We start from the raw sequence: 26968 nt of genomic DNA on the forward strand, positions 1-26968 counted from the left end.
ACATGAAAGTAGTAGCTTTCGAGCGTAGCGTACAGGGAACGGGTGCGAGCCGCCGCCTGCGCAATTCGGGCAAGACGCCCGGCATCATCTACGGCGGCGCCGCCGAGCCGAAGATGATCGAACTGGATCACAACGCCCTGTGGCACGCCCTGAAGAAGGAAGCGTTCCACTCGTCGATCCTGGACCTGGAAGTGGCTGGCAAGGCTGAAAAGGCGCTGCTGCGCGCATTCCAGATGCACCCGTTCAAGCCGCTGGTGCTGCACGTTGACTTCCAGCGCGTGTCGGCCACGGAAAAGATCCACGTGAAGGTGCCCCTGCACTTCATGAACCAGGAAACCGCTCCTGGCGTGAAGCTGGGCCACGGCATCGTGAACCACATCCTGAACGACCTGGAAGTGTCGTGCCTGCCGGCCGACCTGCCCGAGTTCATCGAAGTGGACCTGGCCGCAGCCGAACTGAACCAGACCATCCACCTGTCGGACCTGAAGCTGCCGAAGGGCGTGACCGCCATCACCCACGGTGACGACAACCCGGCCGTGGCCAGCATCTCGCTGCCGGCTGGCGCCCAGTCGTCGGAAGCCGCTGAAGGCGAAGGCGAAACGCCGGCTGCCTAAGCTGCCCGCGCTTCACGAAAAGACCGCCGGTTCGCCGGCGGTTTTTTTTCGTACGCGGTTTTCGCGTATCCTTTCACGCCTGCTTTTTCGCTTTTTTCAGCCCATGATCAAGCTCATCGTCGGCCTCGGCAATCCCGGGGCGGAATACGAGGCCACCCGCCACAATGCCGGTTTCTGGCTGGTCGACCAGCTCGCCCGCGTGGGCGGCACCACGCTGCGCGTGGAAGGACGCTTCCACGGCCTGGCCGGCCGCGCCCGGCTGTGGGACCAGGACATCTGGCTGCTCAAGCCGTCCACGTTCATGAACCGCTCGGGCCTGTCCGTGGTGTCGCTGGCGCGCTTCTACAAGATCCTGCCCGACGAAATCCTGGTGGCGCACGACGAGATGGACCTGCCGGCCGGCTCGGTCAAGCTCAAGCGCGGCGGCGGTTCGGGCGGCCATAACGGCCTGAAGGACATCTCCGCCCATCTGACCACGCAGGACTACTGGCGCCTGCGCCTTGGGGTGGGCCATCCCCGCAACACACCGGGCGGTTCCGCCGGCGGGCGCGAGGACGTGGTCAATTATGTGCTGAAGCCGCCACGCAAGGAAGAACAGCAGGCCATCGATGAAGCGATCGACCGCTGCATGGGCCCGCTCGGCGTCCTGGCGCGCGGCGAGAGCGAGCGCGCGATGATGGAACTGCACACGAACCGCTAGACCGGCGCGCGGCAAGGCGCCATGAAAAAACCCCGCCGACCTTGCGGTCGTGCGGGGTTTTTCGTTTCTGCCTGTCTGCTTTGTGGGGCCGGAACGAAGTGGCCGGATGTGTCTCCGGCTTCAGGCCACATGCTTGGCCGCTGTCAGCAGCCGGTAGCGTTGCATCAGCACCTCGTGCGTCTCGATGCGGTTCGGATCCTTCGGAATGCAGGCCACAGGACAGACCTGCTGGCATTGCGGTTCGTCGAAGTGGCCGACGCACTCGGTGCACTTGTTGGGGTCGATCTCATAGATCTCGGGCCCCATCGAGATGGCTTCGTTCGGGCACTCGGGTTCACAAACGTCGCAATTGATGCAGTCGTCGGTGATCAGTAGCGCCATGATGGTTCCTTCCAGCGATCCCACCCGCACCCGGACTGGCCACGTCGGCGGAATCGAAGCCCGTATTTTATTCCGGTTTGCCGATCTTCTCCTGAAGCCAGCGTTCCACGGAGGGGAAGACAAACTTGCTGACATCACCGCCAAGCACGGCGATCTCGCGCACGAACGTGCCGGAGATGAACTGATACTGGTCGGACGGCGTCAGGAACATCGTCTCGACATCGGGCAGCAGGTAGCGGTTCATGCCGGCCATCTGGAATTCGTATTCGAAATCCGACACCGCGCGCAGGCCCCTGACGATCACGCGCGCATTGTTCTTGCGCACGAAATCCTTGAGCAGGCCCGAAAAGCCTTCGACCCTGACATTCGGATAGTGGCCCAGCACCTCGCGGGCAATGCCGATGCGCTCTTCCAGCGAGAAGAACGGGCGCTTGTTGGGGCTGTGCGCCACGCCGACCACGAGTTCGTCGAAGATATTCGACGCACGACGGACGAGATCCTCGTGTCCCCGGGTCATGGGATCAAAAGTACCGGGATAGACGGCGACGACCATGTTTCCTCCTTTGGGGCTGCCCGTTGCCGGCCCGCGATGCCGGGGCCGCTCTCGAATACTGCCTGCGTGACGGGCGTTGGACAAACAACAGCGGCGTAGTGTAACCCCAAACGCAGCTTTTGGAAGTCTGCCCGGCCGGCTTTTTGCCGCATTGCAGCAGCCCGCAAACGCTTGCCCGGCGCGGCAACCCGCCAGGCAGTCGTCATATGACCAGCATCATCTGACGATGCGGGTTTACTGGTCCGCCCCGTTGCCGGTTCGGTGCTGCAGCAAGTGAAAATGCACGGCGCCGGCGCGCGCTTGGCGAATGATTTCCAGCGCGGCCGGCACGGGCGCATCGGCGCCGATCAGTGCCTTGTCCGACTCGACATAGACCACGCCGCCCGGCCGGGTCAGGCGTGCCGCGTGCTCCAGAGCGGGTCCGATCCAGTCCTCGGCAAACGGGGGGTCCAGAAACACCACGTCGAAACCGCTGGCCGGCATCTGTGCGGCCGCGGCGAATGCATCGGCCTGGACGATCCGCACCTGCGAGGCGTCGAGCTTGTACTGGTTGTCGCGCAGTTGCTTGGCCACGCGCGGATTGGCTTCGACCATGGTCACCGCGGCCGCGCCGCGCGAGGCCGCTTCGAATCCCAGCGCGCCCGAGCCCGCGAACAGGTCCAGGCACACCAGGCCGGCCAGATCCTGGCCGAGCCAGTTGAACAGCGTTTCCCGGACGCGGTCGGGCGTGGGGCGCAGGCCTTCGGCTTCCAGCACGGGCAGCAGCGATCGTTTCCAGCGGCCACCGATGATGCGCACCTGGGCCGGTGCCTGGCGGGACAGAGCAGTTCGCCCGCGCGGTGCGGGCGAAGGTCGGGATTGCGGATTCATGCCGTGATTGTAGAGCCTGCCACGCCCCGGCACAGGGCCATGGCGTGTCCTGCCCAACGATCCGGCCCGAAGATCACTTTTCCGGGCCGCCGACGATGACCGTCGCCATGGCATCGGGATGCACGTGGCGCTGGAAGGCGGCACGCACCTGGTCCCGCGTCACCTTGTTGATCTGCGCGGTCCAGGTATCCAGATAGTCGAGGGGCAGCCCGTACCAGCCGATATTGGCCACGTTGGTCAGCAGCTTGCGGTTGCTGTCGATGCGCAGCGGGAAGCCATTGACCAGGTTGTCCTTGGCGGCCTTCAGTTCGGCATCGGTCGGGCCCTGCGCCACATACTGGGCCAGGATCTGACGCACCAGCCCCAGCGCCTCGTCGGTGTTTTCCTTCTTGGTCTGCAGCGTGATGCTGAACGGCCCCGGCTGCTTGGACGGCGCGAAGAAGCTGTCCACGCCGTAGGTGAGCCCGCGCTTCTCGCGCACCTGATCGGTCAGACGCGAGCTGAAACCGCCGCCGCCCAGCACGTAGTTGCCCACCAGCAGGGCAAAGTAATCGGGGTCGCCACGCGCGATGGCTGGCGCGCCGATGGCCACGCTGGCCTGCTGTGCCGGGTGGGGAATGCGCTTTTCGCTGGCCGGAATCGACATCTGCACATCGGGCAGCTTCGGTGCCGCGGTGCCCTCGGGCAGGCCGCGCGTCATGTCCTCGGCAATCTGCTCGGCCTGCTTGCGGTCGATGGCACCGATCAGGGTCACCACCGCGCGCCTGGCCGTGTAATTGTCACGCCAGAACTTCAGCAGGTCATCGCGCGTAATGGACCCCACCGATTCCGGCGTGGCCGAAACGCCATACGGATGGCTCGGGTAGATCGCTTTCGACAGCGTCTTGTCGGCAATCACGCCGGGGCGCGTGTCGCCCTCGCGGATGGCGGTAATCAGGCGCTGCTTCTCGCGCGCCACGACGGCATCGGGATAGGCCGGGGCCTTGATCAGCTGCCCCGCCAGCCGTAGTGACTGCTCACGTTCCGGCGAAGCTGTCAGCGTACGCAAGCCGATGCCGCCCCGGTCGCCACCGGCTGCGCCGCCAAAATCGGCGCCGGTATCGGCAAAGGCGTCGGCAATCTGCGCCTCGTTGCGGGCGGGCTGGCCATCCTGCGCGTTGGCGCCCTTGTCGAGCAGCGCCGCGGTCAGCGTGGCCAGGCCGGACTTGCCAGGCGGGTCATAACGGCTGCCGGCGTCGAAATCGATATTGACGTCGAGCATCGGAATCGACGGGCTCGGCACGAAAAACACCTTGGCGCCGGTGGATGCCGTCCAGCTTTCGATCGGAATGGCGGCATGGGCCACCGAGCCGGCCAGCAGCGCGGCCGCCCCGCATGCGGCGGCAGCCAGGCGGCGCAGCAGGCGTGGGGATGCAATGGTCATGGCGGACAGGGACATTGTTTCTCCTTGGACTCTGTCCTCAGTGGCGCAGCCCTTCGGGCGCGGCGGTCTTGGGCTTGTTGGGGTCGATCGGCTGCGGCAGCAGCGTGGCCACGGTCAGGTTGTCGTCGCTGAAATACTTCGCGGCCACTGCCTGCACCTGGGCCGGCGTGACTTCCTTGATCTTGTCGAGCATGCGGTCGATCTGGCGCCACGAGATATTCGAAATCTCGGCCACGCCGATTTCCATGCCCTGCCCGAACACCGAATCGCGCTTGTAGATCTGTCCGGCCACCACCTGCGCCTTGACGCGCTTGAGCTCTTCCTCGGACACCCCGCTCTTTGCGATGCGTTGCAGTTCCTCGCGCAGCGCCTTCTCGATTTCCTCGGTGGTGTGGCCGCTGGCCGGCGTGCCGTCGAGCACGAACAGCGATTCGTTGCGGTTGATGCTGTCGTAGCCGACGTTCACGTCGTCGGCCAGCCGCTGCTGGCGCACCAGTTCGCGCGTCAGGCGGGCGTTGTCATAACCGTTCAGCACGGCCGACAGCACCTCCAGCGCATACGGATCGACGTCCTTTTCCACGTCATGCAGGCGCGGCACCTTGTAGGCCAGCACGATGTACGGGTTCTCGGCCGGCGCCTTGACCCAGATCCGCTTGATGCCCTGCTGGGGCGCCTCGAGCTGTGTCTTGCGCAGCGGCAGCGGGCGCGCCTTGAGCTTGCCGTAGTAGCGTTCGGCCATCGCGCGCACCTCGTCGGCCTTTACGTCGCCGGTCACCACCAGCAGCGCGTTGTTCGGCACGTACCAGGTCTTGTACCAGTCCTGCACGTCTTCCACGCGCATGTTGACCAGGTCGTCCATCCAGCCGATCACCGGGTGCCGGTACGGCATGGCCGTGTAGACCGTGGCCAGCAGTTGTTCGTAGACCTTGCCGCGCGGGGAATCGTCGGTCCGCAGGCGGCGTTCTTCCATCACCACCTTCATCTCGCGGTCGAACTCTTCCTTCTTGATGATGAGGTTGGCCATGCGGTCGGCCTCCAGCTCCATCATCTTCGGCAGGTATTGCTTGGCGATCTGCTGGTAGTAGAGCGTGAAATCGCGGTTGGTCAGCGCATTCTCGCGGCCGCCCAGCAAGGCAATCTGGCGCGAGAACTCGCCGATCGGCACCTTGGGCGTGCCCTTGAACATCATGTGTTCGAGCATGTGCGCCACGCCGGTGGTGCCGCTGACTTCGTCGCTGCCGCCGGCCCGGTAATAGATCTGGTGCGCCACCGTGGGCGCGCGATGGTCTTCCTTGACGATCACGCGCATGCCGTTGGACAGCCGGAATTCCGTGGTGCCGGCCTCGGTCTGGCCCACCTGGCCGGCCGTGGCCATGCCAGAATGCGGCCCCTGCGGCGTGGTTGCGCGAGCGGTCTCTCCTTTGGCCTGCGCCCAGGCGGTGCCCGCCAGTGGGGCGGCAAGCGAGGCGACGATCAGGGTGGAAAGAAGGCGCCGCGAGAATCTGGCGGCGCCGGTGGACGGCGATGCAACGCGGGCGGCGCCCGCCTGGGACAAGTCAGCGCAATGGTTCATGCGACCCCGTCTGCTAGAATTTTGGCGATTGATTCTACCGGGGTATTGACCCCTTTCCCAATGTTTAGTTTCTGGAAGAAGCGCAAGGCCGAGCCGGCTCCCGCGCCCGTCGAGCCGCCGGCGGCTGCGCCTTCGCCCGCACCCTCGCCCGCGCCGGCACCCTCGCCGGCCCCTGCACCGGCACCGCTTCCCGCCCCCGTTCCTGCGCCCGCTCCTGCGCCGGCGCCTGTTCCCGTCCCGGTACCGGTTCCTGTGCCGGTTCCGGTCCCCGTGCCGATGCCCGCGCCCGCCCCGGCGCCTGCACCCGCCCCTGTGCCCGTACCGGTGCCTGTGCCCGTGCCGGCCCAGGTGCCGCCGCCCCCGCCCGCCCCGGTTGCCTATGAGCCGCCCGTGGTCGAGGAATTGGAACTGGTGCCGCCGCCCGCGCAGACGGCCGAGGCCAAGCGCGGCTGGATGTCACGCCTGAAAGCCGGCCTGTCGAAGACCAGCCGCAACATCGGCGTGCTGTTCGTCGGCGTGAAGGTCGACGAAGCCCTCTTCGAGGAACTGGAAACCGCGCTGCTGATGTCGGATGCCGGCGTGGAAGCCACCGAGTACCTGCTGGGCGAACTGCGCCGCCGCGTGAAGAGCGATCGCATCGAGACCGCCGAAGGCGTGAAGGCCGCGCTGAAGGATCTGCTGGTGCAGCTGCTCAAGCCGCTGGAAAAGACCATGGAGCTGGGCCGCGAGCAGCCGCTGGTGATGATGATTGCCGGCGTGAATGGCGCGGGCAAGACCACCAGCATCGGCAAGCTCTGCAAGCACTTCCAGAGCTACCACCAGTCGGTGCTGCTGGCCGCCGGCGACACCTTCCGCGCCGCCGCGCGCGAACAGCTGACCATCTGGGGCGAGCGCAACAACGTGACCGTGGTGGCCCAGGAAAGCGGCGATCCGGCCGCGGTGATCTTCGACGCCGTGAACGCCGCCCGCGCCCGCAAGATCGACATCGTGATGGCCGACACCGCCGGCCGCCTGCCCACGCAGCTGCACCTGATGGAAGAACTCAAGAAGGTCAAGCGCGTGATCGGCAAGGCCATGCCCACGGCTCCGCACGAATGCCTGCTGGTGATCGACGCCAACACGGGCCAGAACGCCCTGGCACAAACCCGCGCCTTCGACGACGCGCTAGGCCTGACCGGCCTGATCGTGACCAAGCTCGACGGCACGGCCAAGGGCGGCATCCTGGCCGCCATCGCCCGCCAGCGCCCGGTGCCGGTGTACTTCATCGGCGTGGGCGAGAAAGTGGAAGACCTGCAGCCGTTCAAGGCCGAGGAGTTCGCGGAGGCGCTGCTGGGGTGATACCCAGCCGGCGTTCCGGCCCTGCAAAGGCAAAGCCCCGCTGACGCGGGGCTCACGACCAATTGCCTGGAAAAACCCCCGGCATCAACGCCGGGGTTTTTCTTTGCTGGCCAAAACGAACCGCCGGAACCTACTCGCTATCGGGCTGCACCCCAGGTGCCGCCTTCTGGAACGCTTCCAGTTCCATGCAGTTGGCGTGGATCTTCGCGATGGTCGGGAACGGTGTCAGGTCCACGTTGAATCGCTGCGAGTTGAACACCTGCGGCACCAGGCACAGGTCCACCAGCGTCGGCGTATCGCCAAATGCGTAGCGGCCCACGTGGCCCAGCTGCTGCAGGTTGATTTCCAGCGAGGCGAAGCCCTGCTCGATCCAGTGCCGGTACCAGCCGTCCTTGGCCTCGTCCGATACCTTCAGTTCATGCTTCAGGTACTTGAGCACCCGCAGGTTGTTCAGCGGATGGATCTCGCAGGCGATTTCCTGGGCCAGGCCGCGCACCACGGCGCGCTCGAACGGGTCTTTCGGCAGCAGTGCCGGCTCGGGATGGGTCTCGTCGAGATATTCGATGATGGCCATCGACTGGATCAGCGGACGGCCGTCGACCACCAGCGTCGGCACCACGCCGTCGGCGTTCAGCGCGCGGTACTCGGGCTTGAGCTGCATGCCGCCGTCCTTGAGCAGGTGCACGCCCTTGTAGTCGTAGGGCAGCCCCTTCAGGTTCAAGGCGATGCGTACGCGAAACGAAGCCGAGCTGCGGAAGTAGCTGTGGAGCGCAAGCATGGCCTCAGACCACCTTGACGGTCAGGTCGCCCACGCCGGCCACGTGGCACTGCATGACGTCGCCCTTGACCACCGGGCCCACGCCTTCGGGCGTGCCGCTGTAGATCAGGTCGCCCGGCTGCAGTTCGAACAGTTTCGACAGGTACGACACCATTTCGGGCACCGACCAGATCAGGTCCGACAAGTCGCCGCGCTGCTTTTCCACGCCGTTCACGGCCAGCGTCACCGCGCCCTTTTCCGGGTGGCCGATGGCGGACACCGGCACGATCGGGCCAATCGGTGCCGACTTGTCGAACGCCTTGCCGGTTTCCCAGGGGCGGCCGGTCTTCTTCGACTCGTTCTGCAGGTCGCGGCGCGTCATGTCCAGGCCGATGGCGTAGCCGTAGACGTGGCTCGCGGCCTGTTCCACGGGGATGTCCTTGCCGCCCTTGCCGATGGCCACCACCAGCTCCACCTCGTAGTGGCAGTTGCCGGTGCCCGGCGGGTACGGGAACGTGCCTTCGGTGTTGTCGGGCACGTAGCTGACCGCGTCGGACGGCTTGCAGAAGAAGAACGGCGGTTCGCGGTCGGGGTCCGAGCCCATTTCACGTGCATGCGCGGCATAATTGCGGCCCACGCAATAGACCCGGCGCACGGGGAAGCTTGCGCTGCTGCCACGGACCGGCACCCCGACGGGGGCCTGCGGGGCGAATACGAACTCGGTCATCCAAACTCTCCTGCTTTCTCTTTTTTGATGGGACGCCGCGCCGGCGCATTCGGCGTGCCCCGGTTTCGATGCGGAAATCGGGGGCGCGGCAGGGGCAAAGCATACACCCGGCGTACGGTGGCATACAGTGCAGGCAGCCCCGGCGCGAATCTTGCATATTGCAGTGCAACCCAGCGACCGTCATGAACCGCCGCACCTCGCCCCCACCTGCCAGTCCACCGCCGGCCGCAGGCTCCCGCACCCTGAGCATCCTGCTGGTGCGCGACCCGCACGACGCCGATCCGCTCAACGTGGAGACAATCCGCGCCGGATTGGCGCAGGCCGGCTTCACGACGGTGCAGACCGTGGACGCCGACCTGCGGCTGCCCGACGTGATCGCGGCCACGCTGCCCGACCTGGTCATCATCGCGTCCGAATCGGCCGCCCGCGACACCATCGAGCATGTGTGCGTGTCCACCCAGCACGCGCCGCGCCCGATCGTCCTGTTCACCGACAACGACGATTCCCAGCGCATCAAGGCCGCGCTGTCAGCCGGAATCACCGCCTATATCGTCGACGGCCTGCGCGCCGAGCGCGTCAAGACCGTGCTGGACGTGGCCTATGCGCGGTTCGAGCTCGACCAGCAGCTGCGCGCCGAGCTGGACGCCACCAAGCTCAAGCTGGCCGAGCGCAAGACCGTGGAACGCGCCAAGGGCCTGCTGATGGAGTCGCGCGGCATCACCGAGGACGACGCCTACAAGCGGCTGCGGTCGATGGCGATGGAGCGTGGCATCAAGCTCGTGGAAGCCGCCCAGCGCGTGATCGACGTGATGGGCTGAGGCCAGTCCATCCTTCCGCCATCCCTTTCGCCCGCGTCCCTCCCGCGCCCCCCAACACCAGCCCGGTGCATGCGCGGGCGCGGCGCTGCACCAGATACGCCATCCCGCCGCTTCCCCGCACGGTTTCGCGCTGACTTTCCGCTCCCGGGGCCTGCGCCGCAGGCCCCCAGCGTGCACCGTCCCCACGCTTGGCGCCTCGATCTGGTGAAAAGCGCCGCCGGCCGCACGGTGTTGTGCACCGCAACGGGCATGGCATGACGCTTGCGTAGTGGCTGACAAGGCCAACGACGGCCGGCATCACCCTGTAGTGCCCGGTATCACCCACAACATGCATGCACGCGCGCCAACGACGGCCCGCGCGGCATCGGACAACGGCGTCCTGCACCGCACCTTCCGGCTTCTGTCGACGCCTGGGGCTGCGGTCGGGACGCCTTTTTTCTTCTCGGAGCCATCGCAATGCCCTCTCGCCTCAAGATTGCCAAGCCCAACGTCGCCGACAACGCGGCCGCCGACCGCGCTCCGGCCAGCCACGGCCGCCGCCGCGCGCTGGCCACCCTTGCCGGCGCCAGCGTGATGACGCTGGTCGATCCGCTGGTGCGCAGCGGTGCCTGGGCAGCCGGCTCCGATGCGCCCGAGAAGGCCGAAGTCAGGATCGGCTTCATCCCGCTGACCGACTGCGCCTCGGTGGTCATGGCGTCGACGCTGGGCCTGGACAAGAAGTACGGCATCAAGATCACGCCGAGCAAGGAGGCGTCGTGGGCAGCCGTGCGCGACAAGCTGGTCAATGGCGAACTCGATGCCGCGCACGTGCTCTACGGCCTGGTCTATGGCGTGCAGCTCGGCATCGGCGGGCCCCGGAAGGACATGGCGGTGCTGATGAACCTGAACCACAACGGCCAGGCCATCACGCTGTCGCAGAAGCTGGCGGAAAAGGGCGTCAAGGACGGTGCCAGCCTGAAGGCGCTGATGACCCGCGAAAAGCGCGAGTACGTGTTCGCCCAGACCTTCCCCACCGGCACGCATGCGATGTGGCTCTATTACTGGCTGGCCGCCAACGGCATCAATCCGATGCAGGACGCCAAGGCCATCACCGTGCCGCCGCCGCAGATGGTAGCCAACATGCGCGTGGGCAACATGGACGGCTTCTGCGTGGGCGAACCGTGGGGCGCGCGTGCCATCGCCGACAAGATCGGCTTCACGGCCGAAACCACCCAGGCCATCTGGAAGGACCATCCCGAGAAGGTGCTCGGCACCACATCGGATTTCGTCCAGAAAAATCCGAACACGGCCCGCGCGATGGTGGCGGCCGTCCTTGAAGCATCGAAGTTCATCGACGCATCGGCCTCGAACCGCCGCAAGACCGCCGAGACCATCGCGGCCAAGTCCTATGTCAACACCGACATGGACATCATTTTGGACCGCATGCTGGGCCGCTACAGCAACGGTCTGGGCAAGACCTGGGACGATCCTGATTCGATGAAGTTCTATCAGGACGGCCTGGCCAACTACCCGTTCCTGTCGGACGGCATGTGGTTCCTGACGCAGCAGAAGCGCTGGGGCCTGCTGAAGGACCACCCCGACTACCTGGCCGTGGCCAGGCAGGTGAACCGCATCGACGTGTTCAAGCAGGCCGCCGCCGCGGCGCAGGTGCCGCTGCCCAAGAGCGATTTCCGGACCGCGAAGCTGATCGACGGCGTGACCTGGGACGCCGCCAAGGACCCGAAGGCCTACGCCGACGGCTTCAAGATCAAAGCCGGCGCCCTCTGACCCCGCACGCGTTGTTCGCGACCTGATCGCCCTCTGGAAAGGAGCCCGCCGTGAATGCCCTCGCCCCTGCCGTTACCCCCACTACTCCGCAAGGAGCCGCCATGGATGCCGATGTCCTCGATACGGAAGCCAAGGAACAGACGCGCCGCCGCGCCCAGGAGCTTGCCATCCAGGCGAAGCAGGCCGCGCGGCGCGAGGCCGTAGCCGGCTTCGTGCTCAAGTGCGTGCCGCCGCTGGCCGGCTTCGTGCTGTTCCTGCTGGTCTGGCACGGCATCGCCACGCTGATCCCGGCATTGCCCACGCCCGGTGCCACCTGGAATGCCGCCGTGCCGCTGTTTGCCGATCCGTTCTATCGCAACGGCCCGAACGACCAGGGCATCGGCTGGAACGTGCTGGCGTCGCTGGCGCGCGTGGCGGCCGGCTTCGGCCTGGCGGCGGTGATCGGCATTCCGGCCGGCTTCCTGCTGGGGCGTTTCGCCTTCCTGAACGCGATGGCGGCACCGGTCATCAGCCTGCTGCGGCCCGTGTCGCCGCTGGCCTGGCTGCCCATCGGCCTGCTGCTGTTCAAGGCCGCCAACCCGGCCGCCATCTGGGCCATCTTCATCTGCTCGATCTGGCCGATGATCATCAACACGGCGGTCGGCGTGACGCGCGTGCCGCAGGACTACCTGAACGTGGCGCGCGTGCTTGACCTGTCCGAATGGAAGATCTTCCGCAGCGTGCTGTTCCCGGCCGTGCTGCCGTACATGCTGACCGGCGTGCGGCTGTCCATCGGCACCGCGTGGCTGGTGATCGTGGCCGCCGAGATGCTGACCGGCGGCACCGGCATCGGCTTCTGGCTGTGGGACGAGTGGAACAACCTGAAGGTCGAGCACATCGTCATCGCCATCTTCATCATCGGCGTGGTGGGCCTGGTGCTGGAGCACCTGCTGCTGGCCCTGGCGCGCCGCTTCAGCTACGGCAACACCTGATCGGAGCCCCGTCATGGAAAAATTCGTCAGCATCGAACACGTCGGCCAGACGTTCAAGACGCGCAAGGGCCCGTTCGTGGCATTGCGCGACATCAACCTGTCGGTTGCCGAAGGCGAGTTCATCACGCTGATCGGGCATTCGGGCTGCGGCAAGTCCACGCTGCTGAACCTGATCGCCGGGCTGACCACGCCCACCGCCGGCGCACTGATCTGCGCCGGGCGCGAGATCGCCGGGCCCGGGCCGGAGCGCGCCGTGGTCTTCCAGAACCATTCGCTGCTGCCGTGGCTGACGTGCTTCGAAAACGTCCACCTGGGCGTGGAGCGCGTGTTCGGCGCCACGGAGGGCAAGGCGCAGCTGAAGGCCCGCACGCACGACACGCTGGCGCTGGTGGGCCTGACCCACGCCGAAGGCAAGTATCCGCACGAGATCTCGGGCGGCATGAAGCAGCGCGTGGGCATCGCCCGGGCGCTGGCGATGCAGCCCAAGGTGCTGCTGATGGACGAGCCGTTCGGTGCGCTCGATGCGCTGACCCGCGCCCATCTGCAGGACGAACTGATCAAGATCGTGGCGCGTACGAAGAGCACCGTCGTCATGGTCACGCACGATGTGGACGAGGCCGTGCTGCTGGCCGACCGCATCGTCATGATGACCAACGGCCCGGCGGCCACCATCGGCGAGATCGTCAGCGTCGATATCCCGCGCCCGCGCGACCGCGTGGCGCTGGCCGACGACAAGACCTACCACGCCTGCCGCACGGCCGTGCTGGACTTCCTGTACCGCAAGCAGCGCAACCCGGCGCTGCAGGAAGCCGCCTGAGACCCTGCGGGACCCATTGCCGGCGGCAATCGTGGGCTATCATGAACCCCACCCCCACGATTCCGGCAGTCATCATGACCACAGCAGCAGATTCGCCATTTTTGGCGGCAAAGTACATCAAGGAAATCGGCCGCGGCGTCAACGGCGCCCGCGCGCTGCCGCGCGAGGATGTCCAGGCGCTGTTCGACGCCATGCTGGCAGGCCGCGTTTCCGATATCGAACTGGGCGCGGTGCTGATGGCGTACCGGATCAAGGGCGAGGCACCGCACGAACTGGCCGGCATGCTTGAAGCCGCGCACCAGCATTGCCAGCCGCTGGCGGCGCCGCCCGACAAGCCCGTGGTGGTGATCCCCAGCTACAACGGCGCGCGCAAGCAGCCCAACCTGGTGCCGCTGCTGGCGATGCTGCTGGCGCGCGATGGCGTGCCGACGCTGGTGCATGGCGTGCGCGCGTTCCACGGCCGCGTGACCAGCATGGCCCTGTTCGACGCGCTGGGCGTGCCGCTGTGCGCCACCACCCAGGCCGCGCAGGACCAGCTGCGTGCGGCATCGAACCCGCTGGCCGTGCTGCCTATCGACGTGCTGTCGCCCGCGCTGTCGGCCCTGCTCGACAAGCGCGCGATCATCGGCCTGCGCAATTCGTCGCACACGATCGTCAAGATGCTGCAGCCGGTGGGCGCGCATACGCCGGCCGAAGCCCTGCGCCTGTACAGCTACACCCACCCCGAATATCGCGAAACACTGACCGATTATTTCTCGCACGAGCCGGCCAACGTGCTGCTGGGCCGCGGCACCGAGGGCGAGGTGGTGGCCGATGCCCGCCGCAGCACGCGCATCGACTGGCTGCACGACGGGCATCAGCGCACGATGGTGGACCCGGTGGGCGGTTCCATCGCCGAAGTGCCGGCGCTGCCCGCCGGCACCGACGTGGCCGACACGGCGGCCTGGATCCGCAAGGTGCTCGATGGCGCCGAGCCGGTGCCCGCCCCCATCGCCACCCAGATCGCCACGATCAAGGATTGCCTGCGGCAGGCCACGCGCGTGGCCTGGGCCAGCCCGGTCTGATCGCCCAACCCGGCCAGCGCGCGGAAAGGCGGCCGCGGCACGTCGGCCGCGCTGCGGCCTAACGCCGCACCGGCAGCGGGATGCGCTCGGTTTCGCCTGGCACGTGCGGAAACTTGTCGTCCTGCCAACGCTGGCTGGCTTCCTCGATGGCCTCCTTGCTGCTGGCCACGAAGTTCCAGAAGATAAAGCGGCGGCCGTCGGTCGGATCGCCGCCAAGCAGCATCACGCGCGACGGCATGGTCGCCGTGATCGTCACCGGCTCGCCCGGCGTCAACACCACCAGATGCTCGGCGGGCAGCGTCTCGCCATCCATTTCCAGGTTGCCGTCCACCGGATAGACGCCGCGCTGCACATGTTCCGCCGGAATCACCAGGCTGGCGCCGGCATCCATCTCGATGGCCACGTAGAGCGTGCGGCTGTACACCCGCACCGGGGATTCGGCGCCGAAGGCATCGCCGGCAATCACCGTCATCCGCACGCCGGGCAGTTCCAGCTTGGGCAGCGTGGCGCCCGGATGGTGGTGGAACGACGGCGGATCGTTCTCATGGGCCAGCGGCAGTGCCACCCAGGTCTGGATGCCATGCAGGCGCGGGCCTGCCTCGCGGGCGGCATCCGGCGAACGTTCCGAATGGACGATGCCGGTGCCAGCCGTCATCCAGTTCACGTCGCCCGGCCGGATCACCTGTTCGCTGCCCAGGCTGTCCCGGTGCATGATCTCGCCCTCGAAAAGGTATGTCACCGTGGCCAGACCGATATGCGGATGCGGACGCACATCCATGCCCTGCCCCGGCGCCATCTCCACGGGGCCCATGTGGTCGAAGAAAATGAACGGCCCGACGGTCTGGGTCGTGGCGGCGGGCAGCAGGCGGCGGACGGTGAACTCGCCGATATCCCGCACATGCGGCTTCAGCAAGTGTTCGATAGCAGACATGGAAACGTCTCCAAGGAATGGTGCAATGCGGCTGGAAAACAACTTCAGTGTAGCGAATCCCGCAATTCACCATCCCGAATTTGCAGTGAATTCGTCGGAAACCGATTGACCGCCGGCTTCTCTAATATTCCTGTCGGGCGCACGCTACCCGCCACGCCTTGTGGGAACTAGGGCGCGATCCGAAGCCGACGACGATCAGACGCTATCGGGATTACGACCCCGATGTGACGGAACTATCAACCCCATCGGCCCTCTAACTTAGCACTCGTCCGGTTCGAGTGCTAATATGCGTTGCAATGCGGTGTCCTTCCGGGACACACCGGCAACCCACCGCCGGATGCGAAAGGAGTCATAGTGAACGCAGTCCTGTCTGCCGATCAAAACCAAGTTTCCCGCCGTCTGCCGACGGCGCCCCAGAGTGCTGCCGCGAACAGCCTTGCGCTGACGTTTCCGGGCACGCTGGGCAATCTGGATAGCTATATCCAGGCGGTCCATCGCATTCCGCTGCTTACCCCCGAGGAAGAGCTGCGGCTGGCCCGCGACCTGCGCGACAACGATTCCGTCGATGCCGCCCGCCGCCTGGTGATGTCGCACCTGCGCCTGGTCGTGTCGATCGCCCGCCAGTACCTGGGCTACGGCCTGCCGCACGCCGATCTGATCCAGGAAGGCAATATCGGCCTGATGAAGGCCGTGAAGCGCTTCGACCCCGAGCAGGGCGTGCGCCTGGTGTCGTACGCGATGCACTGGATCAAGGCCGAGATCCACGAATACGTGCTGAAGAACTGGCGCATGGTCAAGGTGGCCACCACCAAGGCCCAGCGCAAGCTGTTCTTCAACCTGCGCAGCCACAAGCAGGGTGCGCATACCTTCACGCCCGAGCAGATCGAAGCCGTTGCACGCGAGCTGAACGTGAAGCCCGAGGAAGTGATGGAGATGGAAACCCGCATGTCGGGCGGCGATATGGCGCTGGAAGGCCAGATCGACGATGGCGAGGAAGAATTCGCCCCCATCGCCTACCTTGCGGACAACCACAACGAGCCGACCAAGGTCATCGAGGCCAAGCACAACGACCGGCTGCAGGTGGAAGGGCTGGAAGAAGCGCTGAGCAAGCTCGATCCGCGCAGCCGCCGCATCATCGAGGCGCGCTGGCTGGACGTGAACGACGACGGCTCGGGCGGCTCCACGCTGCATGAGCTGGCCGACGAATTCGGCGTGTCGGCCGAGCGGATCCGCCAGATCGAGACGGCCGCGATGAAGAAGATGAAGGGTGCGCTGGCGGCATTTGCCTGATCCGCGCCAACGCGGAACGCACCAAGCAAAAGGCCGGTCGATTGACCGGCCTTTATGTTTGCCCTGGCGCACCGGCATCGCCGCCGCGCGCCCGGCACGTCCGTCAGGACATCAGGACATCAGGACATCAGCGCCTTCAGGTCGTGGGCGATCGGCTCCGGACCCTGACCGTGGCGGATGAACAGCCGCAGCTGGCCGTTCTGGTCGAATACGTAGCTGCCGGCCGAGTGATCCATCGTGTAGTTGTTCGGCGACGAACCGGGCACCTTGGCGTAATACACCTTGAAGTCCTTGGTCACCTGCTTGAGCGCGGCCTCGTCAGCCGGGCGCAGGCCCAGGAAGCGCGCGTCGAAGGCCGGCACGTACTGGCCCAGCAGCGCGCCGGTATCGCGGTCCGGGTCCACCGTGACGAACAGCACCTGCACCTTGTCGGCATCGGGGCCCAGCTGCTCCATCACCTGCTTGAGCTCGACCATGGTAGTCGGGCAGACGTCCGGGCAATGCGTGTAGCCGAAGAACATCAGCACCACCTTGCCCTTGAAGTCGCCCAGCGTGCGGGTCTTGCCGGCGGGGTCCTGCAGCGCGAAATCCTTGCCGAAGTCGCTGGCGCCCGAGATATCGACGTTCTTGAACGACGGCTTCGGCTGCCCGCAGGCGGCCAGGAGCGCGGTGCACAGGGCGAGCAGGCAAAAGCGGCGAAATGTGGCGAAAAAGCCAGAGGCGGAGGTCGGCATGCGTCGGAGCGGATGGGAAGCAAGATACGCCCGGAAGTATCGCCGATCACGCTGGCCGTGGACTCCGGGCGCGGCAAGATGCCGCAGGCAGACCGATCAGACCTGCGGCACGAACTTGAAGTAGTGATCCACCAGCAGCGCCCCGAAGAGCAGCGACAGGTACAGGATCGAATAGCGGAAGGTGCGCTGCGCGAGCTGGTCCGAGTAGTTGCGGAACAGCTTCCAGGCGTAGCCCAGGAAGACCAGGCCCAGCCCCAGCGCGGCCACCAGGTAGATGACGCCGCTCATGCCGTAGACGAACGGCAGCAGCGTGGCCGCGATCATCACCAGCGTGTACAGCAGGATATGCAGCAGCGTGTAGCGTTCGCCATGGGTAATCGGCAGCATCGGCAGGCCGGACTTGGCATAGTCCGCGCGGCGATACAGCGCCAGCGCCCAGAAGTGCGGCGGCGTCCACGTGAAGATGATCAGCACCAGGAACCAGGCCTCGGCCGGCACGGTGCCCGCCACGGCGGCCCAGCCCAGCGCCGGCGGCATGGCGCCCGACAGCCCGCCGATCACGATGTTCTGCGGCGTGGCCGGCTTCAGCAGGATCGTGTAGACCACCGCGTAGCCCAGGAACGTGGCGAAGGTCAGCCACATCGTCAGGTCGTTGGCAAACACGTGCAGCAGCCACATGCCCGCGCCGCCAAGGATGGCCGAGAAGATCAGCGTCTGCGTGGTGGTGATCTCGCCGGTGGCGGACGGGCGCCAGGCCGTGCGGCGCATCAGCGCGTCGATCTTCTGTTCCACCAGGCAGTTGATGGCGAAGGCCGCGCCGGCCAGCAGCCAGATACCGGCGGCGCCGCCGATCAGGACCGACCACGGCACCATGCCCGGCGTGGCCAGGAACATGCCGATGACCGAGCAGAACACGGCCAGTTGCGTCACGCGCGGCTTGGTCAGTGCGGCGTATTGGCGGACCAGGTGACGAATCCGGCCCACGGAAGAGTGGGGGTGGGTAGCGGTAACCACGGGGGGCATCTTGTCCTTCATGTGGCGCGCGCCGCGATTGCGGACTGGGCGGCGGCGCCTGCGGAGCGGGTCGCGAGGCCGATATTGTAGTTGAGACGGAGCAACAGCATCAGCAACAGGGCTGCTCCGCCGTTATGTGCCACCGCCGCCACCAGCGGCCAGTCGAACACGATGTTCGACATCCCGGTGGCCAGTTGCAGCGCCAGCACGGCCAGCAGCCACTTGCCGTGGCGCGCCAGCCCTTCCAGCCGGCGGGCGCGCAGGCCGAACCACAGCAGGTAGCCCAGCACCACGAACGCAAAGCCGCGATGCACCCAGTGGATGGCCACCAGCGCCGCGTGCGGGATGTAGTCGCCATCGGCCGTCATGCCCAGCTGGCGCCACAGCGTGAAGCCATGGCGGAAGTCCATCTCTGGCACCAGCTGGCCGTTGCAGAGCGGGAAGTCGGTGCAGGCCAGTACCGCGTAGTTGGTGCTGACCCAGCCGCCCAGGAAGATCTGGACCACCAGCAGCACGATGGCCAGCAGGCCCGCCCAGCGCAGCGACGCCGCCTGGGGCGCCACCGCGTGCGGCTGGTCGTTGCGCGATCCGAGCCAGATCAGCGATGCCAGCAGCAGCATGGCCAGCATCAGGTGCGTGACCACGATGATCGGCTGCAGCTTCATGGTGACCGTGAGCATGCCGAAGGCACCCTGCACGCAGACCAGCACGAAGACGCCCGTGGCAAACCATGGCGACTGCCTGAGTTCGCGCCGCTTCACCCAGGCCAGCACCATCAGCGAGATGATCAGCACGCCCACCGCCATGGCGAAATAGCGATGGATCATCTCGATCCAGGCCTTGACCAGCGTGACCGGGCCGCTCGGCAGCGCCGTCTCGGCCGCGCGGATCGGCTCCATCGCCGCATGCGGGTTCGAATGGCCATAGCAACCCGGCCAGTCCGGGCAGCCCAGGCCCGAGTCGGTCAGCCGCGTAAAGCTGCCGAACATGATCAGGTCCAGCGTCAGGAACGCCGTGATCCACACGAGCTTGCGATATTTGTCACGGCTGCCGCGCACCATCACATAGGACAGTGGCAGCAGGGCGATCAGGATGCCGATGATGGCGAGCTGGAGCAGCATTTGGGTACAGCCGGTAATTCAACGAAAAAACGATCGGGATGGATCGGTCGGTGCGCCAGGATGGTTCCGGCGCGTGTCAGCCGATGCGCGAATACTTGAGCAGCTTCTTCAGGTCGCCGCTCACCTTCTTCGGGTCGGGGTCCTTCGGCCAGCGCATCATCAGATTGCCCAGCGGATCGACCAGGAACAGCGTGTCCTCGACGCGGCCGCCTTCCTGGGCCGGCAGCCATTGCCCGATGGCCGCACGGTCCATGCGCAGGAAGCGCACGCCGGCATAGGGTTCGTTGTAGGCGGTAGATAGCCGATCGTCCACTTTACCGGCGTCCTGGATCAGCCAGACCGGCACGATCCGCTCGCGGTCCTCGCCCTGCCCCGCGCGGATCTGGCGCATCGTGAACAGCTTGCGCGCGCAGGCTTCGTCGCAGGCGGACGGATCGGTCATCAGCATCAGCCACTTGCCGCGCATCGACGTCAGCGGCACGGCCTCGCCGCGCTCGTTGACCAGTTCGACGGCCGGCATCGGGCGCTGCGGGTCCACCAGCGCGCCATAGTTGGTGCTGCCGCCGGTCGGCTTGATCACGTAATAGGTGAAATACGAGAACAGCACCGGCGATGCGCACACCAGCAGCAGCATCAGCATCTGCAGACGGCCACGGCGCGTGCGGGCATCGATGCGGGGGTCGGGCGTGGCCGAGGGATCTTGCTGCGGCATGGAGGATGTCTGTACGTTCATCGTTCGATCAATCTGATCACTCTCGGGTCATTCGGTGGCCGTGGCCGGTCCGGCCTCGCGCCGGGCGCGGCGCCATCCCAGCACTGCCACCAGCACCACGGTCAGCGCGGCCAGGCCGAACCACTGCGCGGCGTAGCCATAGTGGCGGTCGGCGCCGGAATCGGCGGGCGCCCAGTCGCGCGCCAGCCCATCGCCCGTATCGCTCGACTGTTCCAGCACCACTGGCAGCAGTGGCGTACCGATCTCACGCGCATACGCGGCAAGGTCGATATTCTGACGTATCTTGCGGCCGGCCTCCGCGGCGGGGTCCTGGCCGAGGCTGTACACGCGCGGCACGGCGGCCAGCGCGGTGCCTTCGACGGTGACCTCGCCGGCTGGCGTCGGGAACGGCGCGATGCGCGTGCGGTCCTGCGCGTCGCGTGGCAGCCACCCGCGCAGCACCAGCACCTGCCCGCCCGTGGCCAGCCGCAACGGCGTCAGCACCAGAAATCCGGCACGGCTGTCGGTGCCATTGCCATGCGGGCGATTGTCCAGCAGCACGGTGCGGCTGTCGTCGAAGCTGCCGCGTGCGCGCACGTGGCGATCCACCAAAGCCGCGGCGTCTCCCCGCCCTGCTGTCAGATCTACCGGCGCCTGCGCCGCTGCCGCCGCCAGCCGTGCGGCGCGGCCGGTCTTCTCGTGCGCACGGCCCAGTTGCCAGTTGCCCAGCGCGCAGGTCACCGCGATCACCACCAGCGCGGCAATCATCGGCACCGCTCCCGGCGCGCGCCACCGCCTGCGGGTCGTCACGGGTTTCCTCCGGCGGCGGCGATGCCATAATGGGCGCTTGCCGAAAAGAGCCCCCACATGCGCTTTGTCATCATCGTCGCCTTTATCCTGATCATCGGCAGCCTGGCGTCCGCGCTGTTCTTCATGATGCGCGACCGTGGCCGCACGCCCAACATGATGCGCTCGCTGATGCTGCGCGTCGGCTTTTCGATCGCACTGTTCCTGTTCATCCTGTTCTCGCACTGGATGGGCTGGATTCAGAGCACCGGCATCCACATGTCCCCCTGAGCCGTCCGGATGCCAAACAAAAAGCGCCGCTGAGACTGACCTCACGCGGCGCTTTTCGTTTGTGGCTGGCTGGCTTCGCTCTCCCGCCGCGCGGGAGAGCGGCTGGGGGAGCGCGCAGACACCACCCGGTGTTACAACCAGTACACGACCACGTACAGACCCAGCCAGACCACGTCCACGAAGTGCCAGTACCAGGCGGCGCCTTCGAACGCGAAGTGGTGGTCCGGCGTGAAGTGGCCTTTGAGCACGCGGCCCAGCACCACCGCCAGCATGATCGCGCCCATCGTCACGTGGAAGCCGTGAAAGCCCGTGAGCAGGAAGAACGTCGAACCATAGACACCCGACGTGAGCTTCAGGTTCAGCTCGTGGTAGGCGTGCATGTATTCGTAGACCTGCAGGCACATGAAGATCGCGCCCAGCAGGATGGTCAGCACCAGGCCCTGGATCAACTGGTTGCGCTTGCCGGCCAGCAGCGCGTGGTGCGCCCAGGTCAGCGTCACGCCCGAGGTCAGCAGCAGCGCCGTGTTGATCGTCGGGATCGGCCACGGCCCCATGGTCTGGAAGGTTTCCACGGTGCCCGCCGGGCCGGTGTTCGGCCACACGGCCGAGAAGTCCGGCCAGATGATCTTGTTGTTCAGGTCGCCCAGCCACGGCATGGCGATGGTGCGCGCGTAGAACAGCGCACCGAAGAACGCCGCGAAGAACATCACCTCCGAGAAGATGAACCAGCCCATCGACCAGCGGAACGACACGTCGATGTTCTTGCCATACAGCCCGCCCTCGGATTCGCCGATGGCGTCGCCGAACCAGCTCTTGAGCACGAACAGGAACCAGATCAGCCCGAAGCCGCACAGGTACGGCGCCCACGGCTGCCCGTTGACCCAACCGGCCGCTCCCGCGCCGGTCATCAGCAGGCCGAACGCCGCCGTGATCGGATGGCGCGACGGGCCCGGCACGAAGTAGTACGGGGCGTTTGCGCGATTCGCACTCATTCTTCTATCTCCAGCTCAAAGTCTCGATTCATGTTATCCGCCCGTCCGGCCCCGACATCTGGCCGGCGGCGTGCTCGCTTTGTATCTGCTGCCCTGCTATGCCTGGCTGACCACGACGCGCACGATGGCGATCAGTACCGCCACGAACACCGCTGCCGCAATCAGCCCGGCGATGATCACATGCACCGGGTTCAGGCGCGCCATGTCGGATTCATGCTCCGACCCCTTGCGCAGCCCAATGAACGACCACAGCACCGCGCGCACCGTCTGTACGAATGACGCCTTGCGATGCACCGGATCGTCCGTCGCCATGCCCAGCCTCCTCAGCTGCCCTGCTGCGTTGCCGTCACCCCGGCTTCCGGGGCCTGCGCCACCGGCGTGCCGATCTCGAAGAACGTGTACGACAGCGTGATGACCTTCACATCCTTCGGCAGCTTCGGATCTACCACGAAGACCACCGGCATCTCGCGCGCCTCGTTCGCCTTGAGCGTCTGCTGCTTGAAGCAGAAGCACTCCACCTTCTTGAAATACTCCGTGGCCTGCTTGGGCGCGTAGCTCGGGATCGCCTGCGCCGAGATGTCGCGCGACTGGCCATTGGCCACTTCGTAGACGATCGTCGTCAGCTCGCCCGGGTGCACCTCCATCGAATGCCTGACCGGCCGGAACGCAAACGGGCCGCGCGCATTCGAATCGAACTCCACCGTAATCGTGCGGGTCGTGTCGACCTGGGTATTTTTTACCGCCGCGCCCGCGCCATACAGGTCGCGCGTGGTCACCACGTTGAGCCCGGTGATGTCGCAGATCGCCTTGTACAGCGGCACCAGCGCGTAGCCAAAGCCGAACATCAGCGTCACCACGACCAGCAGCCGCATCATCATGCCGCGGTTGAATCGCTTTTCGAGGGCTTTGTCCTGCGCGTCCACTGCCTTGTCTCCGGCTATTGCCTTGGTCTTATCGGATCAGCCGCCCAGGAACTTCATCTTGGCGACAAATCCCAGGAAAAAAACCAGTGCCACCGACAACAGGATCCATCCCAGGCGCCGGTTGGCGGCTTTCTGGCTGGCCTGGCGTTCCAGCTGCGACGGGCTTTTTGCTGAGGGCTGCATGATTCGGATCTCGCTGGCCGGACGCCCGTGGGCATCCGGCCGGTTCGCGCTACTTCGCAATATTTCGTAAAACTACGACGTCTCTGCGCTTACTTCACCACCGGCGGCTCTTCGAAGGTGTGGAACGGGGCCGGCGACGGCACGGTCCACTCCAGACCTTCGGCGCCATCCCACGGCTTGTCGCCGGCGGCCTGGCCGCCACGGTACGACGGCAGCACCACCGCGAAGAAGAAGTACACCTGCATCAGGCCGAAGCCCAGCGCGCCCAGCGACGCCACGGCGTTGAAGTCCGTGAACTGGGTCGGGTAATCGGCATAGCGACGCGGCATGCCGGCCAGGCCCAGGAAGTGCATCGGGAAGAAGGTCACGTTGAAGAAGATCAGCGAGCCCCAGAAATGGATCTTGCCGCGCATCTCGTCGTACATGAACCCGCTCCACTTCGGACCCCAGTAGTAGAAGCCCGCGAACAGCGCGAACAGCGAGCCCGCCACCAGCACGTAGTGGAAGTGCGCCACGATGAAGTACGTGTCCTGCAGCTGGATGTCGATCGGGGCGACGGCCGGCATCAGGCCCGTGAAGCCGCCGATCGTGAACACGAAGATGAAGCCGATCGCGAACAGCATCGGGGTCTCGAACGTCATCGAGCCGCGCCACATCGTGGCAATCCAGTTGAAGATCTTCACGGCCGTGGGCACCGCGATCAGCATCGTCGCGTACATGAAGAACAGCTGGCCCGTCACCGGCATGCCCGTGGTGAACATGTGGTGGGCCCACACGATGAACGACAGGATGGCGATCGACGCCGTGGCGTACACCATCGAGCTGTAGCCGAACAGGCGCTTGCGCGCGAAGGCCGGCACCACGTGCGAGATGATGCCGAACGCCGGCAGGATCATGATGTACACCTCGGGGTGCCCGAAGAACCAGAAGATGTGCTGGTACATCACCGGGTCACCGCCGCCGGCGGCCGAGAAGAAGCTCGTGCCGAAGTGGCGGTCGGTCAGCACCATCGTGATGGCGCCAGCCAGCACCGGCATCACGGCGATCAGCAGGTAGGCGGTGATCAGCCACGTCCAGCAGAACATCGGCATCTTCATCAGCGTCATGCCGGGCGCGCGCATGTTGAGGATGGTCACGATGATGTTGATCGAGCCCATGATCGACGACGCGCCCATGATGTGCATGGCGAAGATGGCCATGTCCATGCCCGGGCCCATCTGCACCGACAGCGGCGCGTAGAGCGTCCAGCCCGCGGCGGTGGCGCCGCCCGGTGCGAAGAACGAGCCAACCAGCAGCAGCGCGGCCGGCGGCATCAGCCAGAAGCTGAAGTTGTTCATGCGCGCGAACGCCATGTCCGAGGCGCCGATCTGCAGCGGGATCATCCAGTTCGCAAAGCCCACGAACGCCGGCATGATCGCGCCGAACACCATGATCAGGCCGTGCATCGTGGTGAACTGGTTGAACAGTTCGGGCCGGAAGAACTGCAGGCCCGGCTCGAACAGCTCCAGGCGGATCAGCAGTGCCAGCGCGCCGCCCGACAGCAGCATCGTGAACGAGAACAGCAGGTACAGCGTGCCGATGTCCTTGTGGTTGGTCGCGAACAGCCAGCGGCGCCAGCCATGCGGATGATCGTGCGCGTGATCGTCATGGCCGTGACCATGGCCGTGATCGTGCGCGTGGTCGTGCGGATGGCCCAGTGTCTCCGGGGTAGCGGTACTCATCGCAATGACTCCATCAATTCCTGAATGCGGGGCTGCCGCGGGTCAGCCTGCGACGCGGTTGCCCGCGAGGCTGGCCTGCTTGTCGTTGGTCGGCGTGGCGGCCTTCCTGGGGGCCGTGTCGCCGGCTGCGGCCTGTGCGCCGCCGCCTTCCGGGAACTTGCCGGCGCGGGCTTGCGAGAAGTCCGCCGGCTGGATCACTTCGCCGGTCTTGTTGCTCCAGCTGTTACGCGTGTACGTCATGACCGCGGCCAGCTCGGTATCCGAGAGCTGCTTCCACGACGGCATGCCGCCCTTGCCTTCCAGCAGGATGTGCATCTGGCCGGCCTTCGGGCCATTGACGACCTTCGAGCCGTCCAGCGCCGGGAACGCGCCCGCGCCCTTGCCGGTCGGCTGGTGGCAGACCGCGCAGTTGGCGGCGTAGACCTTCTCGCCGCGCACCTTGATTTCGTCGAGCGTCCAGGTCTTGTTGGGATCGTCGGCGGCCGCGGCCATCAGCTTCTTCTTGTCGTCGACCCACTTGGCGTATTCGCCATCGGACACCACGCGCACCACGATCGGCATGAACGCGTGTTCCTTGCCGCACAGCTCGGCGCACTGGCCACGGTAGACGCCGGTCTTCTCGGCGCGGAACCACGTGTCGCGCACGAAGCCCGGAATCGCATCCTGCTTGACGCCGAACGCCGGGATCATCCAGGCGTGGATCACGTCATTGGCGGTCGTGACGATGCGGATCTTCTTGTTGACGGGCACCACCAGCTCGTTGTCCACCTCCATCAGGTAGGTGTTCGACTTTTCCTGCTGGTTGTTGATCTGCTCGCGCGGCGTGGTCAACGTGGACACGAACGAGATGCCCTCGCCCTGGCCCTTGAGGTAGTCGTACCCCCATTTCCACTGGTAGCCGGTGGCCTTGATCGTGATGTCGGAGTTCGTGGTGTCCTTCATCGCCACCACGGTCTTGGTCGCCGGCAGCGCCATGGCGATCACGATCAGGAACGGCACGATGGTCCAGACCACTTCCACGGTGATGCTCTCGTGGAACGAGGCCGACTTCGCGCCCTTGCTCTTGCGGTGCTTGAAGATGGAATAGAACATCACGCCGAACACGGCGATGAAGATCACCGTGCAGATGATCAGCATCATCCAGTTCAGCCAGTGAATCTGTTCGGCGATCTTTGTAACGGGTTCGGCCAGGTTCAGCTGTCGGACGGCTGGGCCACCCGGCATGTCACTGACCGCGGAGGCCGCCTGGCTGACAAGCAGGGACGTGCCTGCAAGACATGCTGCGGATGCCTTCTTCCACATTTTCATTGTTTATCTACCCAATTTACAGATTCAAATCTGTCCCCGCCCTGCCCCGCACCCCGTCCGGTCCGGACGTCATGCAGGGCCGCTGCGAGTTCCTGCGCGAACTTGCGCCGCCGGTGCGGGTCCAGATACGACCCCACCCGCACGGTGCGCTTGCCCGACCGCAGAACCACGAGCGCCCGGAACGATTCACCCAGTTCAATCCGCACCCACTGTGGATTGAAGACTTCCCGCGTGACCCGACTGGCGCTGGCTGTCTCCACGACCAGCATGCCGTCGGTCACACTCACGCGTTCATGATCCGTCGCATGGCGCGCATACGCCAGCAGGGCAATCCCCAGCCCGGTCAGTTCCAGGCCAGCAAACGGCAGCACGAGCCAGGCCCCATGCCATACGGTCAGAAACGCCGCGATGGCAATGGAAAAACATGCGATGGAGAAGTAGAACCAGCCGACCTGGCGCGGAGAGAGCGAACAATTCCGCTTCATCAGCCAGTCGTTGGCCGGCAAGGGGGTACGTCCGCCGGGATTTCCGCCGGAGTCACCTACTGCCGTCTGGAATGCGATACCCAAGTCTTGCATCGCCAACCACT

30 protein-coding genes are annotated in these 26968 nt (G+C 65.9%); 10 read left to right on the forward strand and 20 right to left on the reverse strand.

What is annotated here, in order from left to right; all coding sequences use genetic code 11:
• Positions 1-2: 2 nt before the first annotated feature.
• Together AC3G88_RS22875 and pth are read left to right on the forward strand one after the other, a co-directional pair.
• Complete coding sequence (locus AC3G88_RS22875; protein ID WP_153948998.1) at positions 3-614, forward strand: 50S ribosomal protein L25/general stress protein Ctc; 612 nt, start codon at positions 3-5, stop codon at positions 612-614.
• Between the two features lie 103 nt (positions 615-717).
• The gene (pth, locus tag AC3G88_RS22880) at positions 718-1314 is read left to right on the forward strand and encodes an aminoacyl-tRNA hydrolase (protein ID WP_488771395.1); all 597 of its coding nucleotides are present in this window, start codon (positions 718-720) and stop codon (positions 1312-1314) included.
• Between the two features lie 120 nt (positions 1315-1434).
• Here the strand turns inward: pth and AC3G88_RS22885 are convergent, their stop codons facing one another.
• From AC3G88_RS22885 to AC3G88_RS22905, 5 genes are all read right to left on the reverse strand, one after another.
• Positions 1435-1695 carry a YfhL family 4Fe-4S dicluster ferredoxin gene (locus tag AC3G88_RS22885; protein ID WP_153949000.1) on the reverse strand — a complete coding sequence of 87 codons (261 nt, stop codon included), beginning with the start codon at positions 1693-1695 and terminating at the stop codon, positions 1435-1437.
• Positions 1696-1762: 67 nt separating this feature from the next.
• Complete coding sequence (gene coaD, locus AC3G88_RS22890; RefSeq protein WP_066739714.1) at positions 1763-2248, reverse strand: pantetheine-phosphate adenylyltransferase; 486 nt, start codon at positions 2246-2248, stop codon at positions 1763-1765.
• Between the two features lie 234 nt (positions 2249-2482).
• Positions 2483-3118 (reverse strand): 16S rRNA (guanine(966)-N(2))-methyltransferase RsmD, encoded by a 636-nt coding sequence (gene rsmD / locus AC3G88_RS22895; protein ID WP_488771397.1) that lies wholly within the window; start codon positions 3116-3118, stop codon positions 2483-2485.
• Between the two features lie 73 nt (positions 3119-3191).
• Positions 3192-4556 (reverse strand): M16 family metallopeptidase, encoded by a 1365-nt coding sequence (locus tag AC3G88_RS22900; protein ID WP_488771398.1) that lies wholly within the window; start codon positions 4554-4556, stop codon positions 3192-3194.
• Positions 4557-4578: 22 nt separating this feature from the next.
• The gene (locus AC3G88_RS22905) at positions 4579-6114 is read right to left on the reverse strand and encodes a M16 family metallopeptidase (RefSeq protein WP_488894003.1); all 1536 of its coding nucleotides are present in this window, start codon (positions 6112-6114) and stop codon (positions 4579-4581) included.
• Between the two features lie 60 nt (positions 6115-6174).
• Here AC3G88_RS22905 and ftsY point away from each other — a divergent pair, with 60 nt between their 5' ends.
• The gene (gene ftsY, locus AC3G88_RS22910) at positions 6175-7452 is read left to right on the forward strand and encodes a signal recognition particle-docking protein FtsY (RefSeq protein ID WP_488894004.1); all 1278 of its coding nucleotides are present in this window, start codon (positions 6175-6177) and stop codon (positions 7450-7452) included.
• A 130-nt stretch (positions 7453-7582) separates the two neighbouring features.
• Here ftsY and maiA read toward each other — a convergent pair whose 3' ends face one another.
• Both maiA and AC3G88_RS22920 read right to left on the reverse strand, forming a co-directional pair.
• On the reverse strand, positions 7583-8230 hold the full coding sequence (gene maiA, locus AC3G88_RS22915) for a maleylacetoacetate isomerase (RefSeq protein WP_488894005.1): 648 nt from the start codon (positions 8228-8230) through the stop codon (positions 7583-7585).
• Positions 8231-8234: 4 nt separating this feature from the next.
• Complete coding sequence (locus tag AC3G88_RS22920) at positions 8235-8936, reverse strand: fumarylacetoacetate hydrolase family protein (protein ID WP_488771402.1); 702 nt, start codon at positions 8934-8936, stop codon at positions 8235-8237.
• A 182-nt stretch (positions 8937-9118) separates the two neighbouring features.
• On the opposite strand from AC3G88_RS22920, the gene AC3G88_RS22925 reads away from it, so the two are divergent.
• The 5 genes from AC3G88_RS22925 (at position 9119) to ybiB (ending at position 14373) form a co-directional block, all read left to right on the forward strand.
• A complete protein-coding gene (locus tag AC3G88_RS22925; RefSeq protein ID WP_488894006.1) occupies positions 9119-9754 on the forward strand; it encodes an ANTAR domain-containing response regulator in 636 nt (211 codons plus the stop codon).
• A gap of 456 nt (positions 9755-10210) precedes the next feature.
• Complete coding sequence (locus AC3G88_RS22930; RefSeq protein ID WP_153949009.1) at positions 10211-11521, forward strand: CmpA/NrtA family ABC transporter substrate-binding protein; 1311 nt, start codon at positions 10211-10213, stop codon at positions 11519-11521.
• A gap of 101 nt (positions 11522-11622) precedes the next feature.
• Positions 11623-12492, forward strand: a complete 870-nt coding sequence (ntrB, locus tag AC3G88_RS22935) for a nitrate ABC transporter permease (RefSeq protein WP_153949010.1) — start codon at positions 11623-11625, stop codon at positions 12490-12492.
• A 13-nt stretch (positions 12493-12505) separates the two neighbouring features.
• Positions 12506-13309: an ABC transporter ATP-binding protein gene (locus AC3G88_RS22940; protein WP_488894007.1), complete on the forward strand. Its 804-nt coding sequence runs from the start codon at positions 12506-12508 to the stop codon at positions 13307-13309.
• Between the two features lie 74 nt (positions 13310-13383).
• Positions 13384-14373, forward strand: coding sequence for a DNA-binding protein YbiB (gene ybiB / locus AC3G88_RS22945; RefSeq protein WP_488771406.1), 990 nt, complete (start codon positions 13384-13386; stop codon positions 14371-14373).
• A 58-nt stretch (positions 14374-14431) separates the two neighbouring features.
• Here the strand turns inward: ybiB and AC3G88_RS22950 are convergent, their stop codons facing one another.
• The gene (locus AC3G88_RS22950) at positions 14432-15304 is read right to left on the reverse strand and encodes a pirin family protein (protein ID WP_092603155.1); all 873 of its coding nucleotides are present in this window, start codon (positions 15302-15304) and stop codon (positions 14432-14434) included.
• A gap of 354 nt (positions 15305-15658) precedes the next feature.
• Between AC3G88_RS22950 and rpoH the strand changes: the two genes are divergently transcribed.
• Positions 15659-16594 (forward strand): RNA polymerase sigma factor RpoH, encoded by a 936-nt coding sequence (gene rpoH / locus AC3G88_RS22955; RefSeq protein ID WP_400392107.1) that lies wholly within the window; start codon positions 15659-15661, stop codon positions 16592-16594.
• Between the two features lie 119 nt (positions 16595-16713).
• Here the strand turns inward: rpoH and AC3G88_RS22960 are convergent, their stop codons facing one another.
• From AC3G88_RS22960 to AC3G88_RS22980, 5 genes are all read right to left on the reverse strand, one after another.
• Positions 16714-17328 carry an SCO family protein gene (locus AC3G88_RS22960; protein ID WP_153949014.1) on the reverse strand — a complete coding sequence of 205 codons (615 nt, stop codon included), beginning with the start codon at positions 17326-17328 and terminating at the stop codon, positions 16714-16716.
• Between the two features lie 96 nt (positions 17329-17424).
• Complete coding sequence (gene cyoE / locus AC3G88_RS22965) at positions 17425-18351, reverse strand: heme o synthase (protein ID WP_488894049.1); 927 nt, start codon at positions 18349-18351, stop codon at positions 17425-17427.
• Between the two features lie 8 nt (positions 18352-18359).
• Positions 18360-19463 (reverse strand): COX15/CtaA family protein, encoded by a 1104-nt coding sequence (locus tag AC3G88_RS22970; RefSeq protein WP_488771408.1) that lies wholly within the window; start codon positions 19461-19463, stop codon positions 18360-18362.
• A gap of 76 nt (positions 19464-19539) precedes the next feature.
• Positions 19540-20175: an SCO family protein gene (locus tag AC3G88_RS22975; RefSeq protein WP_488894008.1), complete on the reverse strand. Its 636-nt coding sequence runs from the start codon at positions 20173-20175 to the stop codon at positions 19540-19542.
• Positions 20176-20223: 48 nt separating this feature from the next.
• Positions 20224-20943, reverse strand: coding sequence for an SURF1 family protein (locus AC3G88_RS22980; RefSeq protein WP_488894050.1), 720 nt, complete (start codon positions 20941-20943; stop codon positions 20224-20226).
• A gap of 99 nt (positions 20944-21042) precedes the next feature.
• Between AC3G88_RS22980 and AC3G88_RS22985 the strand changes: the two genes are divergently transcribed.
• Positions 21043-21252, forward strand: coding sequence for a twin transmembrane helix small protein (locus AC3G88_RS22985; RefSeq protein ID WP_092603143.1), 210 nt, complete (start codon positions 21043-21045; stop codon positions 21250-21252).
• A 131-nt stretch (positions 21253-21383) separates the two neighbouring features.
• On the opposite strand, the gene AC3G88_RS22990 is transcribed toward AC3G88_RS22985, so the two are convergent.
• From AC3G88_RS22990 to AC3G88_RS23020, 7 genes are all read right to left on the reverse strand, one after another.
• Positions 21384-22244, reverse strand: coding sequence for a cytochrome c oxidase subunit 3 (locus AC3G88_RS22990; protein WP_092603141.1), 861 nt, complete (start codon positions 22242-22244; stop codon positions 21384-21386).
• 96 nt (positions 22245-22340) lie between these two features.
• Positions 22341-22556: a DUF2970 domain-containing protein gene (locus AC3G88_RS22995; protein ID WP_092603139.1), complete on the reverse strand. Its 216-nt coding sequence runs from the start codon at positions 22554-22556 to the stop codon at positions 22341-22343.
• Positions 22557-22567: 11 nt separating this feature from the next.
• Positions 22568-23167, reverse strand: a complete 600-nt coding sequence (locus AC3G88_RS23000; protein ID WP_092603137.1) for a cytochrome c oxidase assembly protein — start codon at positions 23165-23167, stop codon at positions 22568-22570.
• Between the two features lie 36 nt (positions 23168-23203).
• Positions 23204-23350, reverse strand: a complete 147-nt coding sequence (locus AC3G88_RS23005; RefSeq protein WP_175460007.1) for a cytochrome oxidase small assembly protein — start codon at positions 23348-23350, stop codon at positions 23204-23206.
• Between the two features lie 89 nt (positions 23351-23439).
• On the reverse strand, positions 23440-25071 hold the full coding sequence (gene ctaD / locus AC3G88_RS23010) for a cytochrome c oxidase subunit I (RefSeq protein WP_488771410.1): 1632 nt from the start codon (positions 25069-25071) through the stop codon (positions 23440-23442).
• Between the two features lie 42 nt (positions 25072-25113).
• Positions 25114-26379, reverse strand: coding sequence for a cytochrome c oxidase subunit II (gene coxB / locus AC3G88_RS23015; protein WP_153949018.1), 1266 nt, complete (start codon positions 26377-26379; stop codon positions 25114-25116).
• Positions 26376-26957 (reverse strand): DUF2244 domain-containing protein, encoded by a 582-nt coding sequence (locus AC3G88_RS23020; protein ID WP_488894051.1) that lies wholly within the window; start codon positions 26955-26957, stop codon positions 26376-26378. Before AC3G88_RS23020 ends, coxB begins: the two co-directional genes overlap by 4 nt.
• Between the last annotated feature and the right edge of the window lie 11 nt (positions 26958-26968).

Source organism: Cupriavidus sp. 86D6, from assembly GCF_057815095.1.

Coding starts and splice junctions, on each gene's coding strand:
- AC3G88_RS23020 (WP_488894051.1), bottom strand. CDS start 26,957: ATGCAAGACTTGGGTATCGCATTCCAGACGGCAGTAGGTGACTCCGGC.
- AC3G88_RS22875 (WP_153948998.1), top strand. CDS start 3: ATGAAAGTAGTAGCTTTCGAGCGTAGCGTACAGGGAACGGGTGCGAGC.
- ftsY (WP_488894004.1), top strand. CDS start 6,175: ATGTTTAGTTTCTGGAAGAAGCGCAAGGCCGAGCCGGCTCCCGCGCCC.
- ntrB (WP_153949010.1), top strand. CDS start 11,623: ATGGATGCCGATGTCCTCGATACGGAAGCCAAGGAACAGACGCGCCGC.
- ctaD (WP_488771410.1), bottom strand. CDS start 25,071: ATGAGTACCGCTACCCCGGAGACACTGGGCCATCCGCACGACCACGCG.
- AC3G88_RS22995 (WP_092603139.1), bottom strand. CDS start 22,556: ATGGCGACGGACGATCCGGTGCATCGCAAGGCGTCATTCGTACAGACG.
- AC3G88_RS22990 (WP_092603141.1), bottom strand. CDS start 22,244: ATGAGTGCGAATCGCGCAAACGCCCCGTACTACTTCGTGCCGGGCCCG.
- AC3G88_RS22900 (WP_488771398.1), bottom strand. CDS start 4,556: ATGTCCCTGTCCGCCATGACCATTGCATCCCCACGCCTGCTGCGCCGC.
- AC3G88_RS22930 (WP_153949009.1), top strand. CDS start 10,211: ATGCCCTCTCGCCTCAAGATTGCCAAGCCCAACGTCGCCGACAACGCG.
- AC3G88_RS22885 (WP_153949000.1), bottom strand. CDS start 1,695: ATGGCGCTACTGATCACCGACGACTGCATCAATTGCGACGTTTGTGAA.
- maiA (WP_488894005.1), bottom strand. CDS start 8,230: ATGCTTGCGCTCCACAGCTACTTCCGCAGCTCGGCTTCGTTTCGCGTA.
- ybiB (WP_488771406.1), top strand. CDS start 13,384: ATGACCACAGCAGCAGATTCGCCATTTTTGGCGGCAAAGTACATCAAG.
- AC3G88_RS22985 (WP_092603143.1), top strand. CDS start 21,043: ATGCGCTTTGTCATCATCGTCGCCTTTATCCTGATCATCGGCAGCCTG.
- AC3G88_RS22905 (WP_488894003.1), bottom strand. CDS start 6,114: ATGAACCATTGCGCTGACTTGTCCCAGGCGGGCGCCGCCCGCGTTGCA.
- cyoE (WP_488894049.1), bottom strand. CDS start 18,351: ATGCCCCCCGTGGTTACCGCTACCCACCCCCACTCTTCCGTGGGCCGG.
- coxB (WP_153949018.1), bottom strand. CDS start 26,379: ATGAAAATGTGGAAGAAGGCATCCGCAGCATGTCTTGCAGGCACGTCC.
- AC3G88_RS22950 (WP_092603155.1), bottom strand. CDS start 15,304: ATGTCTGCTATCGAACACTTGCTGAAGCCGCATGTGCGGGATATCGGC.
- AC3G88_RS22980 (WP_488894050.1), bottom strand. CDS start 20,943: ATGATTGCCGCGCTGGTGGTGATCGCGGTGACCTGCGCGCTGGGCAAC.
- AC3G88_RS23005 (WP_175460007.1), bottom strand. CDS start 23,350: ATGCAGCCCTCAGCAAAAAGCCCGTCGCAGCTGGAACGCCAGGCCAGC.
- AC3G88_RS22925 (WP_488894006.1), top strand. CDS start 9,119: ATGAACCGCCGCACCTCGCCCCCACCTGCCAGTCCACCGCCGGCCGCA.
- AC3G88_RS22920 (WP_488771402.1), bottom strand. CDS start 8,936: ATGACCGAGTTCGTATTCGCCCCGCAGGCCCCCGTCGGGGTGCCGGTC.
- AC3G88_RS22940 (WP_488894007.1), top strand. CDS start 12,506: ATGGAAAAATTCGTCAGCATCGAACACGTCGGCCAGACGTTCAAGACG.
- AC3G88_RS22960 (WP_153949014.1), bottom strand. CDS start 17,328: ATGCCGACCTCCGCCTCTGGCTTTTTCGCCACATTTCGCCGCTTTTGC.
- rsmD (WP_488771397.1), bottom strand. CDS start 3,118: ATGAATCCGCAATCCCGACCTTCGCCCGCACCGCGCGGGCGAACTGCT.
- coaD (WP_066739714.1), bottom strand. CDS start 2,248: ATGGTCGTCGCCGTCTATCCCGGTACTTTTGATCCCATGACCCGGGGA.
- AC3G88_RS22970 (WP_488771408.1), bottom strand. CDS start 19,463: ATGCTGCTCCAGCTCGCCATCATCGGCATCCTGATCGCCCTGCTGCCA.
- AC3G88_RS22975 (WP_488894008.1), bottom strand. CDS start 20,175: ATGCCGCAGCAAGATCCCTCGGCCACGCCCGACCCCCGCATCGATGCC.
- pth (WP_488771395.1), top strand. CDS start 718: ATGATCAAGCTCATCGTCGGCCTCGGCAATCCCGGGGCGGAATACGAG.